The sequence below is a fragment of the Rahnella aceris genome, from assembly GCF_011684115.1.
In the GTDB taxonomy this organism is placed as follows: domain Bacteria; phylum Pseudomonadota; class Gammaproteobacteria; order Enterobacterales; family Enterobacteriaceae; genus Rahnella; species Rahnella aceris.
Genome location: NZ_JAADJV010000002.1, coordinates 473,506 through 487,691 on the forward strand (window position 1 = coordinate 473,506; position 14,186 = coordinate 487,691).

The 14,186-nt window shown below is 53.6% G+C and carries 14 protein-coding genes; 9 read left to right on the plus strand and 5 right to left on the minus strand.

Annotated features, from left to right (window positions below; translation table 11 throughout):
• Window positions 1-53: 53 nt before the first annotated feature.
• The 9 genes from GW591_RS14490 to GW591_RS14530 all read left to right on the plus strand — a co-directional run bounded on the left by GW591_RS14490 (window position 54) and on the right by GW591_RS14530 (window position 7,949).
• Complete coding sequence (locus GW591_RS14490; RefSeq protein ID WP_013577169.1) at window positions 54-560, plus strand: arginine repressor; 507 nt, start codon at window positions 54-56, stop codon at window positions 558-560.
• A 249-nt stretch (window positions 561-809) separates the two neighbouring features.
• Window positions 810-1,745, plus strand: coding sequence for an aspartate carbamoyltransferase (pyrB, locus tag GW591_RS14495; RefSeq protein ID WP_013577171.1), 936 nt, complete (start codon window positions 810-812; stop codon window positions 1,743-1,745).
• Between the two features lie 19 nt (window positions 1,746-1,764).
• Window positions 1,765-2,229 carry an aspartate carbamoyltransferase regulatory subunit gene (gene pyrI / locus GW591_RS14500; RefSeq protein ID WP_013577172.1) on the plus strand — a complete coding sequence of 155 codons (465 nt, stop codon included), beginning with the start codon at window positions 1,765-1,767 and terminating at the stop codon, window positions 2,227-2,229.
• A gap of 55 nt (window positions 2,230-2,284) precedes the next feature.
• On the plus strand, window positions 2,285-2,671 hold the full coding sequence (ridA, locus tag GW591_RS14505) for a 2-iminobutanoate/2-iminopropanoate deaminase (protein ID WP_013577173.1): 387 nt from the start codon (window positions 2,285-2,287) through the stop codon (window positions 2,669-2,671).
• Window positions 2,672-2,879: 208 nt separating this feature from the next.
• On the plus strand, window positions 2,880-4,331 hold the full coding sequence (locus GW591_RS14510; RefSeq protein WP_013577183.1) for a circularly permuted type 2 ATP-grasp protein: 1,452 nt from the start codon (window positions 2,880-2,882) through the stop codon (window positions 4,329-4,331).
• Window positions 4,325-5,266, plus strand: coding sequence for an alpha-E domain-containing protein (locus GW591_RS14515; RefSeq protein ID WP_013577184.1), 942 nt, complete (start codon window positions 4,325-4,327; stop codon window positions 5,264-5,266). Before GW591_RS14510 ends, GW591_RS14515 begins: the two co-directional genes overlap by 7 nt.
• Complete coding sequence (locus GW591_RS14520) at window positions 5,266-6,060, plus strand: transglutaminase family protein (protein ID WP_013577185.1); 795 nt, start codon at window positions 5,266-5,268, stop codon at window positions 6,058-6,060. Before GW591_RS14515 ends, GW591_RS14520 begins: the two co-directional genes overlap by 1 nt.
• Window positions 6,061-6,086: 26 nt before the next feature.
• Complete coding sequence (locus GW591_RS14525) at window positions 6,087-6,818, plus strand: proteasome-type protease (protein WP_013577186.1); 732 nt, start codon at window positions 6,087-6,089, stop codon at window positions 6,816-6,818.
• A 99-nt stretch (window positions 6,819-6,917) separates the two neighbouring features.
• Window positions 6,918-7,949: a LacI family DNA-binding transcriptional regulator gene (locus GW591_RS14530; protein WP_013577187.1), complete on the plus strand. Its 1,032-nt coding sequence runs from the start codon at window positions 6,918-6,920 to the stop codon at window positions 7,947-7,949.
• Window positions 7,950-7,994: 45 nt separating this feature from the next.
• Here the strand turns inward: GW591_RS14530 and GW591_RS14535 are convergent, their stop codons facing one another.
• From GW591_RS14535 to GW591_RS14555, 5 genes are all read right to left on the minus strand, one after another.
• On the minus strand, window positions 7,995-9,005 hold the full coding sequence (locus tag GW591_RS14535; protein ID WP_013577188.1) for an OmpG family monomeric porin: 1,011 nt from the start codon (window positions 9,003-9,005) through the stop codon (window positions 7,995-7,997).
• A 99-nt stretch (window positions 9,006-9,104) separates the two neighbouring features.
• Complete coding sequence (locus GW591_RS14540; protein ID WP_112151035.1) at window positions 9,105-10,193, minus strand: ABC transporter ATP-binding protein; 1,089 nt, start codon at window positions 10,191-10,193, stop codon at window positions 9,105-9,107.
• A gap of 9 nt (window positions 10,194-10,202) precedes the next feature.
• Window positions 10,203-10,886 (minus strand): beta-phosphoglucomutase, encoded by a 684-nt coding sequence (gene pgmB / locus GW591_RS14545; protein ID WP_119262128.1) that lies wholly within the window; start codon window positions 10,884-10,886, stop codon window positions 10,203-10,205.
• Window positions 10,876-13,122: a glycoside hydrolase family 65 protein gene (locus GW591_RS14550; protein WP_166860875.1), complete on the minus strand. Its 2,247-nt coding sequence runs from the start codon at window positions 13,120-13,122 to the stop codon at window positions 10,876-10,878. Before GW591_RS14550 ends, pgmB begins: the two co-directional genes overlap by 11 nt.
• Window positions 13,119-14,177: a Gfo/Idh/MocA family protein gene (locus tag GW591_RS14555; protein WP_119262130.1), complete on the minus strand. Its 1,059-nt coding sequence runs from the start codon at window positions 14,175-14,177 to the stop codon at window positions 13,119-13,121. Before GW591_RS14555 ends, GW591_RS14550 begins: the two co-directional genes overlap by 4 nt.
• Window positions 14,178-14,186: the final 9 nt, after the last annotated feature.

Genomic DNA, 14,186 nt, shown 5'->3' on the forward strand with positions numbered 1-14,186 from the left:
AGAAAATGATTTTTTTGCCATGTTGACGTCCTTTATTTACCGGGAACATAACCATGAAAAGAACGTTGTCTACACTTGAAAAAGAACACCAGCAACTGATCCTCTGCCATCAGCTTATTGCCAGCCGGAGTTTTTCATCACAGGAAGAACTGCGTGTGGAATTCCAGCGGGCGGGATACCGCAACATCGGCCAGTCCACCATTTCTCAATTGCTGAAAATACTGGGCGTCGTGAAGGTACAGAATGCTAAAGGCAAAAAGATTTACGCCCTGAATGAGCAATCTCAGCTTATCCCTGATGCCCTGAGGCCAGTGAGTGAAATGGTCACCGATGTGGATCACAACCCTCAATTTGTCGTGGTACATGTCATGCCGGGCTATGGCCGCGCCGTGGGGCGGATTATCGATCAACACCGGTTGCCGGAGGTGCTCGGCGTGATCGCATCGAGTACTTCCGTGCTGGTTGCGCCACGGGAAATGACAGAGCTGGACAGAGTTTGCAGGATAATCAGGCGAATACTGGCGATAAAGGAAAACCACGGCAGCAACCGTTTGCCTTAGGCCATTTTTCCGCTTGATGTCGTCAATGACCCGCGTATAATGCGCCACAATTTGTCGGGAGAACCCATGAACAATCGCCAGGTTTTGTGCTCAGATGATCGACCAAACACCGTGCCATCAGGCAGCCCGCTGCCGTTGTTCTTCCGTGGTATTACCGTTTTACTGAAAGCCCCTCATTGAGGGGCTTTTTTTTGTCCGGAATTTGAGCGCCACACTTTTTTACGCGTAAAGAACAGGAGAATGACGACTATGGCCAATCCGCTGTATCAGAAAGACATCATTTCTATCAACGATCTCAGCCGCGAAGAGCTGGAACTGGTACTGGATACCGCTGCCAGCCTGAAAGCCAACCCGCAGCCTGAATTGCTGAAACACAAAGTGATCGCCAGTTGTTTCTTCGAAGCCTCAACCCGCACACGTCTGTCATTTGAAACGTCGATGCATCGTCTGGGCGCCTCGGTGGTGGGTTTCTCCGACAGCAGCAACACCTCGCTCGGCAAAAAAGGCGAAACGCTGGCCGATACCATTTCGGTCATCAGCACCTACGTTGATGCGATTGTGATGCGCCATCCGCAGGAAGGCGCGGCGCGTCTGGCGACCGAATTCTCCGGCGGTATTCCGGTGCTCAACGCAGGCGACGGAGCGAACCAGCATCCGACGCAAACCCTGCTGGATTTGTTCACCATTCAGGAAACTCAGGGCCGTCTCGACAACATTAAAATCGCCATGGTCGGCGACCTGAAATATGGCCGCACGGTACATTCCCTGGCACAGGCACTGGCGAAATTTAACGGCAACCGCTTCTACTTTATCGCGCCGGACGCGCTGGCGATGCCGGGGTATATCCTGACGTTGCTGGAAGAGAAAGGCATCGAATACAGCCTGCACAGCAGCATTGATGAAGTGGTGTCTGAAATCGATATTCTGTACATGACCCGCGTGCAAAAAGAGCGTCTGGATCCATCGGAATACGCCAACGTGAAAGCACAGTTTGTCCTGCGGGCTGCCGATCTGACCCATGCTCAGCCGCACCTGAAAGTGCTTCACCCGCTGCCGCGTATCGATGAAATCACGCCGGATGTGGATAAAACGCCATATGCCTGGTATTTCCAGCAGGCCGGTAACGGAATTTTTGCGCGTCAGGCTTTGCTGGCGCTGGTTCTGAACGCAGACACTGCACAGTAAACTTGAGGAGAAAACGATTATGACGCACGACAATAAACTTCAGGTTGAAGCGATCAAATGCGGTACGGTCATCGACCATATTCCGGCACAGGTCGGATTTAAATTACTGTCGCTGTTCAAGTTTACCCAGACGGAACAACGTGTGACGGTCGGCCTGAACCTGCCTTCCGGCGAGCTGGGCCGCAAAGACATCATCAAAATTGAAAACACCTTTCTGACCGACGAACAGGTCAATCAGCTGGCGGTGTATGCCCCGCGCGCGACGGTGAACCGCATCGACAATTACGACGTGGTGAAAAAGCTGATGCCGACGCTGCCGGACCGGATTGTCGGCGTACTGCGCTGCCCGAACGGCAACTGCATCAGCCGTTTTGAACCGGTGGACTCCAGCTTTGCGGTGAAACAGCGCGCAGACGGCGTGCACCTGAAATGCAAATACTGCGAAAAAGAGTTTGAGCATCAGGTGGTGCTCAATAACGACTGAGCCTTTATACTGGGGAACAATTTCTTGTTCCCCTTAACGCAAATCAGGAGACATTATGTCCCGCGAAATCAGCACTGAAAACGCCCCTGCCGCTATCGGTCCTTATGTTCAGGGCGTGGATCTGGGCAGTATGATCATCACTTCCGGCCAGATCCCAGTGGATCCTAAAACCGGCTCTGTGGCTGACGACATTTCTGCACAAACGCGCCAGTCACTGGAAAACGTACAGGCGATCGTTGAAGCCGCTGGCCTGAAAGTGTCAGATATTGTGAAAACCACCGTTTTCGTGAAAGATCTGAATGACTTCGCCACCGTTAACGCCACGTATGAAGCCTTCTTCACCGAGCACAACGCGCCATTCCCGGCCCGTTCTTGCGTTGAAGTCGCCCGTCTGCCAAAAGACGTAAAAATCGAAATCGAAGCCATCGCCGTCCGCCGTTAATTCGCGTCAGTGATGCACCAGACCAGCCTGCGGGCTGGTTTTTTTTGCCCCATTTTCAGGCAAACAAACTTCTCCTCGCCCTATAATTAAGCAGACCGGCCCCTTTTCCCCTGATTTTCAGCCCGTTTTGCACGCTGGCACACTTTATGCCTGATCTTCATTGTTATTGAACGATTCAATTGCAGCCTGTCCAGTTTGTGAGGTGATGATGATCAAGATTGACCTTTCCGATTCACCCTTTTTTGATGAAATGTTGATGGCTGAAGGCAAACACCGCAGCCATTATCAGGCCTACTGGCAGTGGTTGCAGCAAGCCGATCAACAGGCAGTCCAGCGCAAAAAAGAGGAAGCTGCGCTGTTGTTTCACCGGGTGGGGATTACCTTTAATGTTTATGGCGAAGATGATGGCGCGGAACGGCTGATCCCGTTTGACAGCGTGCCACGCATTATTCCGGCCAGCGAATGGCAGATGCTTGATCGCGGGATCCGTCAGCGGGTTCAGGCGCTTAATGCTTTTCTGCATGATATTTATCATGACCAGAAGATCCTCAAGGCAGGGATCGTGCCCGCCGAACAAGTGCTGGCCAACGATCAGTATCAGCCCTGCATGCAGGGCATCGATCTTCATCGTGATACCTACGCCCACATTGCCGGAACCGACATGGTGCGGGGAGGCGATGGCGAATACTACGTGCTGGAAGACAACCTGCGCACGCCGTCCGGTGTGTCTTACATGATGGAAAACCGCAAAATGATGATGCGGTTATATCCCGAATTGTTTGCCGAGCAGCGTATCGCGCCGGTTTCCCGCTACCCTTCCCACTTACTGCAAACCCTGCGCGAAAGCACCACCGTCAACGATCCGACCGTCGTGGTACTGACGCCCGGCCGCTTTAACAGTGCCTATTTCGAGCACAGTTTCCTCGCACAACAAATGGGTGTTGAACTGGTAGAAAGTGTCGATCTGTTCGTGAAAGACGGCGCGGTGTTTATGCGCACCACCGCCGGACCGTGCAAGATTGACGTGATCTACCGGCGTATTGACGACGCCTTCCTCGATCCGCTGGCGTTCCGCGCCGATTCCATGCTCGGGGTTCCCGGCCTGCTGTCGGTGTATCGATCCGGTGGTGTGGTGCTGGCGAATGCGATCGGTACCGGCGTGGCGGATGATAAATCGATCTACCCGTATGTACCGGAGATGATCCGTTACTACCTGGCGGAAGATCCGATCCTCAATAACGTGCCGACGTGGCAATGCCGCAAGGAAAGCGATCTGTCTTTCGTGCTGGCAAACCTGGAAAAAATGGTGGTGAAAGAGGTTCATGGCGCAGGCGGTTACGGCATGCTGATTGGGCCGACGGCCAGCAAGGCAGAAATTGAACGCTTCCGCGAATTACTGCGCATCCGCCCGGAAAACTACATCGCGCAGGAAACGCTGGCGCTTTCCACCTGCCCGACCTTTGTCGGTAACGGGCTGGCACCGCGTCATATCGACCTGCGGCCATTTGCGCTGACCGGTGCCGAAATTCGTCTGGTACCGGGCGGATTAACCCGCGTAGCGCTGGAAGAAGGCTCGCTGGTAGTGAATTCATCTCAGGGCGGCGGGACCAAAGATACCTGGGTGCTGGAAGAAAATCCGACGGAGGATGACGCATGCTAAGCAGAACAGCCAGCGAACTGTACTGGATGGCGCGTTATCTGGAACGCGCCGAGAATATTGCACGCCTGCTGGACGTGACCAATAAGCTGTCGATGATGTCGATCCGTGACGTCAACGCACGCGATGAAAACAATGATTTACTGGTACCGCTGACCATGACCGGTACGCGGACACTGTTCAACGAGCACTATCCGCAGGAGTCGATGGGTAATCTGCTCAACTTCTTCGCTCTGGACAGCTTCAACCACAGCAGCATTTTCAGTTGCCTGCAAATGGCCTGGAACAATGCGCATGCGGTGCGCGGCAGTCTTTCTTCTGAAGTCTGGGAAAGCATCAATGCCACCTGGATAGAGATGAAACTGATCCGCCGTCAGGGCGTCGGTTCTGCCGGTGCAGACGCTTTCTTCGACTGGGTCAAGGAGCGCTCACATCTGTTTCGCGGTGCGATGTTCGGCACATTACTGCGCAGTGATGCACTGAACTTTATCCGCCTCGGCACCATGCTTGAGCGGGCGGACAGCACCGCCCGCCTGCTGGATGCCAAAAATCAGTTACTGAATGCCGATGAAGATCCGGTGCGCGAGTACTACCGGATGGACACGCTGCTGCGTGCGGTCAGCGCCCGCGAAGCGTTCCACACGCTTTATAAGCAGCAACTTAGCCAGAAACGTATTGCCGAGCTGCTGATACTGCGCCGCGAGTTACCGCGTTCTCTGCTTTCCTGTGTCGAAATCATGGCCGAACAGCTGGAGGAAATCGGCGGCAGCGCAGGCAATTTGCCACGTCGCCGTGTCCATACCCTTCATGCTCAGCTTCGCTTCACCGAAATGGACGAGATTGTTGAGATGGGTCTCAGCCCCTGGTTGATGCAGTTTCTGGATCAGACCAATGCCATCGCTGAGAGCATTCATCAAACCTATCTGGAGGCCCAATAATGAAACTGAATGTCACACATCAGACGCATTACAGCTATGCGCAACAGGTTAAACACAGCACGCAATATCTGCGCCTCACACCGCAGGATTCCAGCCATCAGAAGATTTTGTCGTGGGATCTGACCTTGCCGGAATATGCCACCCGCACGCTGGATGCCTATGGCAATGTGCTGCATGTCCTGACGCTCGATCAACCCCATCAGGCGATCACCATTGAAGCCAACGGCGTGGTCGAGATTGAAGACAATACGGAAGACGATAATTGCGGGCATCTCTCGCCGCTGGTGTTTTTGCGCACCAGCCCGCTGACCCTGGCCGATGGCGCGATCCGCGATTTCGCCAGCCGTTATTACCGGCCGCAGGCACAGCATGAAAGTCTGTGCAGCCTGATGGGCGAACTGCTGCTGAAAATGCCTTACAACCCCGGCAGCACCACGGTGAAAGACAGCGCCTCACAAGCCTTTTCAGCACAAACCGGCGTATGTCAGGATCACACACACGTTTTCCTGGCCTGCTGCCGCAGCCTGGGCATTCCGGCGCGTTACGTCAGCGGCTATCTTTACTCGGAAGACTCGGCGCATGTGGCCATGCATGCGTGGGCGGAAGCCTGGCTGGATGACCGCTGGCAGAGCTTCGATGTCACCAATAACACCTGTAAACCGAATCAGCATTTGAAACTGGCTATCGGCATAGATTATCTTGATGCATGCCCGGTCCGCGGTATCCGGTTAGGGGGAGGAAGCGAAGACATGCGCACTGTCGCGGCCGTTGCCATACTCGACGTTCCGCAATGATCCTGAATACCTGAGGAAACCTTTTTATGACTTACTGTGTGGCCATGCGCTTGTCCTCTGGCCTGGTGTTTGTTTCAGATTCACGCACCAATGCCGGAGTGGACCATATTTCCACCTTCCGTAAACTGCATGTTTTTCATCAAAGCGATGAACGCGTGCTGGTGATCCAGAGTGCCGGAAATCTGGCGACCACACAGAGCATTATCAGTCTGCTGCATCGTCGCTGCGCAGACGATGAGCGGGAAAACCTGCTGAACGTGAAGTCGCTTTACGATGCCGCCAGCCTGCTGGGTGAAACGGTGCGTGAAGTGATTGCACGGGACAGCGGCGCAAATCAGGGGGGCAATACAGATTTCAGCTGCAATCTGTTGCTCGGCGGACAGATTAAAGGTGAGGGCCAGCGGCTGTTCCACATTTATCCGCAGGGGAATTTCATCGAAGCCACGCACGACACGCCGTATTTCCAGATTGGTGAGAGTAAGTACGGTAAGCCGATTATCGATCGCGTACTGAGCTACGACACCGCGCTGGATCAGGCGATGCAATGTGCGCTGATTTCGATGGACTCCACACTGCGCAGTAATCTTTCCGTCGGCCTGCCGCTGGATGTGATGACCTATCCGACAGACAGCTTCAGCGCCGCGCAACAGCACCGGATCACCGAAACACACCCGTATTTCGACATGATCCGCAAAGGCTGGGGCGAAGGCCTGCTGAGCATTTTTGCGCAGTTGCCGCCGCTGAAATTAGACGAGTAATAATCCACCACATCAGGTCTGGGGAAAATGGACAACCTCAGACCTGCCCCGTATTATCAATATCCCGTCCTTAATACGGATATTTGAGGTGCATATATTGTGGCAGTCACTATTTATGATATTGCCCGTCTGGCAAAAGTGTCCAAATCTACCGTTTCCAGAGTTATTACCAACCAAACCAATATTTCGCCAGATGCCCGTGAGCGCGTGCTGGATGCTATCCGCACGCTGAATTATCAGCCAAGCAAACTGGCGCGGGCGCTGACATCCAAAGGTTTTGATGCGATTTTAGTGATATCCACCCGTTCGACCAAAACAACCGCCGGGAACCCTTTCTTCTCCGAAATATTGCAATCCATTGCGCTGAGAGCGGAAGAAGAGGGTTTTGACGTTATTTTGCAGACGTCCAAAAATAGCGAAGAAGATCTGCAAAAGTGTGTCGCTAAAATAACGGAAAAAATGGTGAAAGGTGTGATAATGCTCAGTTCACCCGCCGATGAATATATTCTGGAACAGTTAGATAATTATCAGGTTCCTGTGGTGGTGATTGGCAATATTGAAGGAACATATCAGCACGTCTTTTCCGTCGATACCGATAATTTTCAGGACAGTTACCGGCTGACAGAACATCTTATTTCGCTCGGTCACCAGGATATTGCCTGCCTGCACGCGCCGCTGGATTATCACGTTTCCATTGACCGCCTTGCCGGTTATAAACGCGCCATGCAGGATGCCGGTCTGACTGCGCAACCGGGCCTGATGATTGACGGCGGTTATACCACCGAAAGCGCTTATCTGGCGGCGACGACATTGCTGCAAAAGGCGCATCCGCCGACGGCCGTTTTCGCCACGGATGCCGTGAAAGTCATGAGCATTTACCGCGCGGCCCATGAACAGAAAAAGATCATTCCCGATGAAATTTCCATCACCGGTTACAGCAGCGACAATATTTCGCCGATCCTGTCTCCGGGGCTGACCGGCATTGAAATTCCTATCCGCGAATTAGGCTGGCAGGGTTGCGGTGTGCTGTTCGATAAAATTTTCGATCGTCCCGGAGCGCATTCCCGCACGCTGGTGCCGACACAGCTGGTGGTGAATCATTCCGCCATAGAAATCACTGCCGGAAAATAAGAAAACCCAACCGGAAAACAGCTTCCGGTTGGGTGATGAGAGGCATCAGAAAGAATAGGTGACACCGACACCGGTATAATGGAATTTGGTCTTCGCATTGGCGCTGGCATCGGTATTATCGTGCAACTGCAATTCGTAGGCATATTCCAGTGAGATGGCAAAACCGTTGGGTAAAGGCTGATTGATTAACAACCCGAATCGCGTATCGGTTTCTCCTTCGCGTTCTCCGCGATCATCATTGTAATAATAGGTATCCAGCGTCCGGCGGGCATAAGGCGTCAGCACAGTTTTCCCGCTGGAGAAAAGATCGAAGCTCACCGGCAAATAGATACGCGCTTCCTGTTTAGCGAATTCCCCGCGCTGGCTGTCACCGGTATTCCATCCGCGATCTAAATAATAACTGACCTGCATCGCGATATCGTCGGTGAAACTGTATTTCAAACCAGTTTCACCTTCAAACTCTTTATTCAGATAACCGTTGTCGTCCATACTGTTATAATAATTATACAACGCCATCCAGCCGTTATATTTCAACGCAGGACTAAGCGACACCGACCAGTCTGGCTGAATGGTATAACGCTGGGTATTATAAGAATTGCCCTCTTTCTTTTTATCTTCATTATATTGCCACTGATAGTTCCTGAAACCGAGCATCAGCCCCAGCGCATAATCTGCGTTATCCACAAACTGATAATGCATATCGAATTCGACCTGATTAAACCAGTCACTCCGGGTATCTTCGGAGTAATCGACGTTATGGTCTTCCTGATAAAATGCGCCGTAGAAGTTCCACTTTCCTTTGCTGAAGTTAACAAATACCGTCGGTTCATAAGCGCCGTCTTTATCGCCCTGACCTTCTGTGTTCTCTGTTTCCTGCATGGCGCCGATCTGCACTTTCCAGGGTTCAGCAGGTAACGCAACGTTACCGATCGGTACCGGCGTCAGCATTGCCGGTGAATTATGATCTTCATTTTTATTTACGCTTTCGCTCTCAGCGGAAAAAGCCGACGAGCAGACTGTGCCGCATAATAATGCGGCAGCCACTTTCATTTTCATTATAATAATTCCTTTTACAGTAGGGACATATGGATATTAAAACAACGGATAACCTCTTTTAAAATTCGTGTTATTTATACACGTTAGTGACATAACTTATTAATGCGCGGTAATGACTTCCTCAGTTTCACAATCAAAGAAATGACATTTATTCATATCAAAGCACAGGGATAATAATTGTCCGGCCTGATAATCAGTATTAGCGTTTGAACGGCAGACAAATTCATGACCGCCAATCGAGCAATACAACATAAATTCTGCTCCGGTCAGTTCAGCCACCGTAATTCGCGCGTCAAAATGTGCGTTCTGCTGCTCTGCACCGGCGATATCTTCAGGACGGATCCCGAGTACCAGCGGTTTACGTTGATAACCCCGTGCATTCAATATCGTCAGTTTGTCTTCAGGCACCGGAATATGCAGACTTTCCGTCACGAAAAAGTTGCCATCCAGCGCACCACGGATAAAGTTCATCGCCGGTGATCCAATAAAACCGGCCACAAACATATTTTGTGGATGGTTATAGACCGTTTTAGGCGCGCCAACCTGCTGGATAATGCCGTCTTTCATCACCACAATCCGCGTTGCCATGGTCATGGCTTCGGTCTGATCATGGGTGACATAAATCATCGTCGTATTGAGTTTATGGTGCAGCTTGCTGATTTCGGCCCGCATCTGTACCCGCAGTTTGGCATCGAGGTTCGACAGCGGTTCGTCCATCAGAAAGACTTTGGCATCACGCACAATCGCGCGCCCGAGCGCGACGCGCTGACGCTGGCCGCCGGATAACGCCCCCGGACGTCGCGCCAGATACTCATTCAGCCCGAGGATCTGGGCCGCATACTCCACGCGCTGACTGATTTCCTCCGGCGCAATCTTTCTCAGTTTCAGGCCAAACGCCATGTTGTCGTACACGGACATATGCGGGTAAAGCGCATAGTTCTGAAATACCATCGCTATCTCGCGATCTTTCGGTGCGACGTCGTTCATGCGCACGCCGTCGATCAGCAGGTCGCCGGAAGAAATTTCCTCCAGCCCGGCGATCATACGCAGGGTGGTAGATTTTCCGCAGCCGGATGGCCCGACAAACACGATAAATTCTTTATCCGCGATCTCCAGATTGAAATCCTTCACCACGTGAACCTGTTTGTCGTAAATTTTCTGAATGTGTTGCAGTGAAATCTGAGCCATAATTTTTCCTTAAATATCAGCCTGATGATGCAACCATAGTTGCCTGATAACCGCCCACGACAGCCCGTCGGTAGAATCCAGACGGTGATTTGCCCCTTCCAGCGTGGCGCCAATGCCAATCGAGAAAATGCCTCCGGCACGTAATGCATCAATCCCCGCCTGCGCATCCTCTATCCCTGCGGCATGCTGCGGCGCGATATTCAGCGCCTCGCAAACCTTGAGGAAAATTTCCGGATGCGGTTTGGAATGCGTGATCCGGCGGGCGTCCGCGACATAATCGAAAGCCTGCTCCAGTCCTAACGCCCTGAGCACCTGCGGGGCATTTTGTGAAACGGAAGCCAGACCGGTGAGCACGCCCTGTTCACGCAACGTATGCAGCAATTCACTGATCCCCGGCAAAATGTCCGCCGTGGTCAGCCCGGCGAGTAATGCGACATAATCGGCATTTTTCTCCGCCGCCATTGCGTCACATTCTGCCTGCGTAAAAGTTCCGGTTTTTCCGCCCACAGCGAGGATCTTCAACAGCGATTCCTGACGACTGACGCCCTTCAGTTGCTCATTAAACGCAGCATCGATGGGGATCCCGATACGCTGCGCCAGTCGTTGCCAGGCCATAAAATGCAGGTGTGCGGTATCGACCACCACACCATCGAGGTCAAAAATAACGGCACGCGGCAGGGGTTCAGTTTTCATCATGAGATCCTTTCAGAATGAGGCTTTCCGTAAATGTGTGAGAGATGCCGTTGATCCAGACCTTCAGCGGCTGAGCATCCGTTTTGCTGAGGGTAAATTGCCGGGGTTCAAGCGACACCGTCAGGCGCGTTCCACGCCAGCAAAGGGGAAACTGTAACCGCGTCCAGCCCTGCGGCAGCGAGGGCCGGAAATGCAGTTCGCCTGACTGATAATCCAGCCCCGCAAACCCCATCAGCGCCCCCGTCCAGATAGCGGCCGTGGCGGCCGCATGAATACCGTCGTCCGAAGAGTGAGGTTCCTCGCCCAAATCGATGCGGCACGCCTCGCGGTAAAACTGCAATGCCTGTGCGACCTGCCCGGTCCGGGCGGCAACAATCGCATGCACCGATTTACTCAGCGAAGAGTCGTGAATCGTACGCGGTTCATAAAAACTGAGACTGGCAGCCTGACATTGTGGCGTGAACTGTGCGGGCAGCAGTTGCATGAGCATGACCACATCGGCCTGTTTCAGAATCTGCATCTCGTTGATTTCCGCACGGGAATAATCCAGCAAAATGGCCTGTGTGCCCTGCCGGGATTTATAGGCTGTCAGGTCGCATTGCGGTTTGCTGAGGAAGGAATCATCCTGCGCGATCACACCCTGCACATCGGGCTGCGGCAGATACAGGTGCGTCAGAAAATCTTCCGCCTGCGCAAAGAATGCGGCGTCCTCATGATTAAATTCATGCAGATACCGGCAGGCCTCCCGGACGTTGTACTGCGCCATATAATTGGTAAACGCATTATTATCAACATGTTCGGTGTATTCATCCGGCCCGATGACGTTGAGAATTGCCAGCCGGTCGTCACGCCATTCAGCGCGGCTCATCCAGAACCGCGCGGTTTCTTTCAGCAGCGCCAGTCCCATTTGTTGCATAAATTCCGTGTCGAGCGTGGCCTGGAAATAGCCCACCGTGGCATAGGCGATATCTGCCACCAGATGATGTTCTGCCAGCGCCGATGCCACCCGTTGCCGCTGACCGGTACGGATATTGATCGCGGCAAATTCAGGCGTTTCCTCTTCGCCGCTGAACGCGCTTTCCCACGGAAACAGTGCGCCCTGATAACCATTCTGCCGGGCTTTGTCCTGCGCCTGCGCCAGATGCAGATAGCGGTATTCCAGCAGTTTTCGCGCCTGTTCAGACGCATTCAGCAGGGCAAAAGGCAGGATAAATATTTCGGTATCCCAGAAAACATGCCCTTTATAGCCTTCGCCGGTCAGCCCTTTCGCCGCCACACTGGCGCGCGCGTCATGCGCCGGGATCATCAGCTTCAGGTGATACAGCGCAAAATCCAGCGCACGTTGATCCTGGGGATCATCTGACGCCACACAGACCCGTGATGCCTGCCAGTAATGCTGCCAGTGGCGGGTATTTTCCATCAGCAGGTGTCCGTAACCTTGCTGCGCGTGTGCCAGCAGGGCCTTCAGGCAGCGTGCTGCGAAGGTGTTTTCTGGCAGGAAATCTGCGTCGAGCGACGTGGCAATCCAGCTGAATTTCTCCAGCGTCACCGCTTCACCGGCAGATAACGGCAGGCTGATATGTTGCAGTAACTGGCGGTTTTTCGACGAAAAACTGCTGCTGGCGCGGGCAGGAAACAGGCACTGGCTGGTGATGATCGCCTGCTGCTGGCCGTCTGTGGTCTGATAACCGCCTTGTAAAACGTTTTGATCGAAAACCCGTACTGAACATTCATTCAGATGCTGTCTGCCGCTGTTGGTGAGCGTTGCATCAATGCCGGTGCTCACGCACAAATGTGCATCCGCATCCAGCGCGGTGACAGTTAAACGGCTCGCCACCAGCGTCAGCGGAGAAAGCGCCACAAAACGACGGGTTTCGATTTTGAACCGCTGACCGGCGGGCGACTGCCAGACCAGTTCGCGATACAGCTCACCGTTCATGGTGCGCAGTTCACGCTGATAGGACAGCAGCGTGCCGGAAAGCAGCGATAAACTTTCGCCGTCCAGCTCAATGCGCATACCAATAATATCCGGCAGATTCACCAGTTCGGTGACTTCGGTCGTATTCGCACGGTGATAAAAACCCGCGACAAACATGCCCCGCTGTTGATCGGTATAGGCTTCTTCGTGACAGCCACGGATACCAATCCGGCCATTGCCGCAGGTATGCAGGCTGCCGTACTTATTCAGGCGATGTGGTGAAAACGGGGCTTCGGGCAGGATCTGAGGCTGAATCATAGATACACGCTCTCCCCCGACTCTGCCGACTGATAGACAGCCGCCACCAGTTGCTGGATCCGGTATCCCTGTTCCGCGTCTGCCAGACTCACCGTTTCCCCGCGAACCGCCGCCACAAACGCCTGAACGCTGCGAACATGGCGCTGATCGTCGGCAACCTCCCGGTGGAATAACCTCACCAGTTCACCCTTTTCATCGGTATACACCTGGGCAGGAAACAGTGTGGCACCGGCCTTATCACCGCAAAACTCAACATTCATCACCGATTGCGGCTGAATATTCAGCGCAAACGCCGTTTCCAGACGCAGCAACCCGCCGTTGCAGAACTCAATCGCGGCAAATACTGAATCTTCCACGCTGTATTTCTGCGGATCCCAGCTTCCGAACTGCCCTTCACTTTTGCGGTTACCGATTTTCTGAAACATCTGCGCGGTGACTTTGCGCACCGCCGGAAAGCCGAGCACGTACATGGCGGCATCCAGCATATGAATGCCGATGTCGATCAGCGGTCCGCCGCCGGACTGCGTTTTATCCGTGAAATTGCCCCAGCCGGGCACGCCGCAGCGGCGCAGGGCGCGCGCGGTGGTGACATAAACCTCACCCAGTTCACCCGCTGCGACTTTCTGGCGTAAAATGCGCGCATCTTCGGCGAAACGGTGATGAAAGTCATAGGCCAGAATCCGGCCAGCCTGTTCCGCCGCCTGCCACATTTCCAGCGCCTGCGCGGCGGTCATGGCAGGCGGTTTTTCACAGAACACATGACAGCCGTGCTGCAATGCCGTGATCACTTGCTGATGATGGAAAAGGTTGGGCGTACAGATGCTGACGATGTCGGGCCGTTCAGCCTCCAGCATCTCTTCCAGTGAGGTAAAGGCACGGGCGATACCGTTGCGCCCGGCAAATGCCTGAGCGCGCGCCGTATCGCAATCCACCACCGCGACCAGTTCAAGCCCCGGAAGCTGGCGGTAACAGGCCACATGGACCTTTTCCGCCACCTGACCCGCCCCCACCAGCGCCACTTTCAGCGTTCCTGCCGGTTTCGTTATAAATTCCATTTCGCGGCC

What these genes read in the sequence shown, in the direction of transcription:
- ridA (WP_013577173.1), top strand. Translation starts at nt 2,285, where the DNA reads ATGTCCCGCGAAATCAGCACTGAAAACGCCCCTGCCGCTATCGGTCCT.
- GW591_RS14510 (WP_013577183.1), top strand. Translation starts at nt 2,880, where the DNA reads ATGATCAAGATTGACCTTTCCGATTCACCCTTTTTTGATGAAATGTTG.
- pyrI (WP_013577172.1), top strand. Translation starts at nt 1,765, where the DNA reads ATGACGCACGACAATAAACTTCAGGTTGAAGCGATCAAATGCGGTACG.
- GW591_RS14555 (WP_119262130.1), bottom strand. Translation starts at nt 14,177, where the DNA reads ATGGAATTTATAACGAAACCGGCAGGAACGCTGAAAGTGGCGCTGGTG.
- GW591_RS14525 (WP_013577186.1), top strand. Translation starts at nt 6,087, where the DNA reads ATGACTTACTGTGTGGCCATGCGCTTGTCCTCTGGCCTGGTGTTTGTT.
- pgmB (WP_119262128.1), bottom strand. Translation starts at nt 10,886, where the DNA reads ATGAAAACTGAACCCCTGCCGCGTGCCGTTATTTTTGACCTCGATGGT.
- GW591_RS14540 (WP_112151035.1), bottom strand. Translation starts at nt 10,193, where the DNA reads ATGGCTCAGATTTCACTGCAACACATTCAGAAAATTTACGACAAACAG.
- GW591_RS14520 (WP_013577185.1), top strand. Translation starts at nt 5,266, where the DNA reads ATGAAACTGAATGTCACACATCAGACGCATTACAGCTATGCGCAACAG.
- GW591_RS14535 (WP_013577188.1), bottom strand. Translation starts at nt 9,005, where the DNA reads ATGAAAATGAAAGTGGCTGCCGCATTATTATGCGGCACAGTCTGCTCG.
- GW591_RS14550 (WP_166860875.1), bottom strand. Translation starts at nt 13,122, where the DNA reads ATGATTCAGCCTCAGATCCTGCCCGAAGCCCCGTTTTCACCACATCGC.
- GW591_RS14490 (WP_013577169.1), top strand. Translation starts at nt 54, where the DNA reads ATGAAAAGAACGTTGTCTACACTTGAAAAAGAACACCAGCAACTGATC.
- pyrB (WP_013577171.1), top strand. Translation starts at nt 810, where the DNA reads ATGGCCAATCCGCTGTATCAGAAAGACATCATTTCTATCAACGATCTC.
- GW591_RS14515 (WP_013577184.1), top strand. Translation starts at nt 4,325, where the DNA reads ATGCTAAGCAGAACAGCCAGCGAACTGTACTGGATGGCGCGTTATCTG.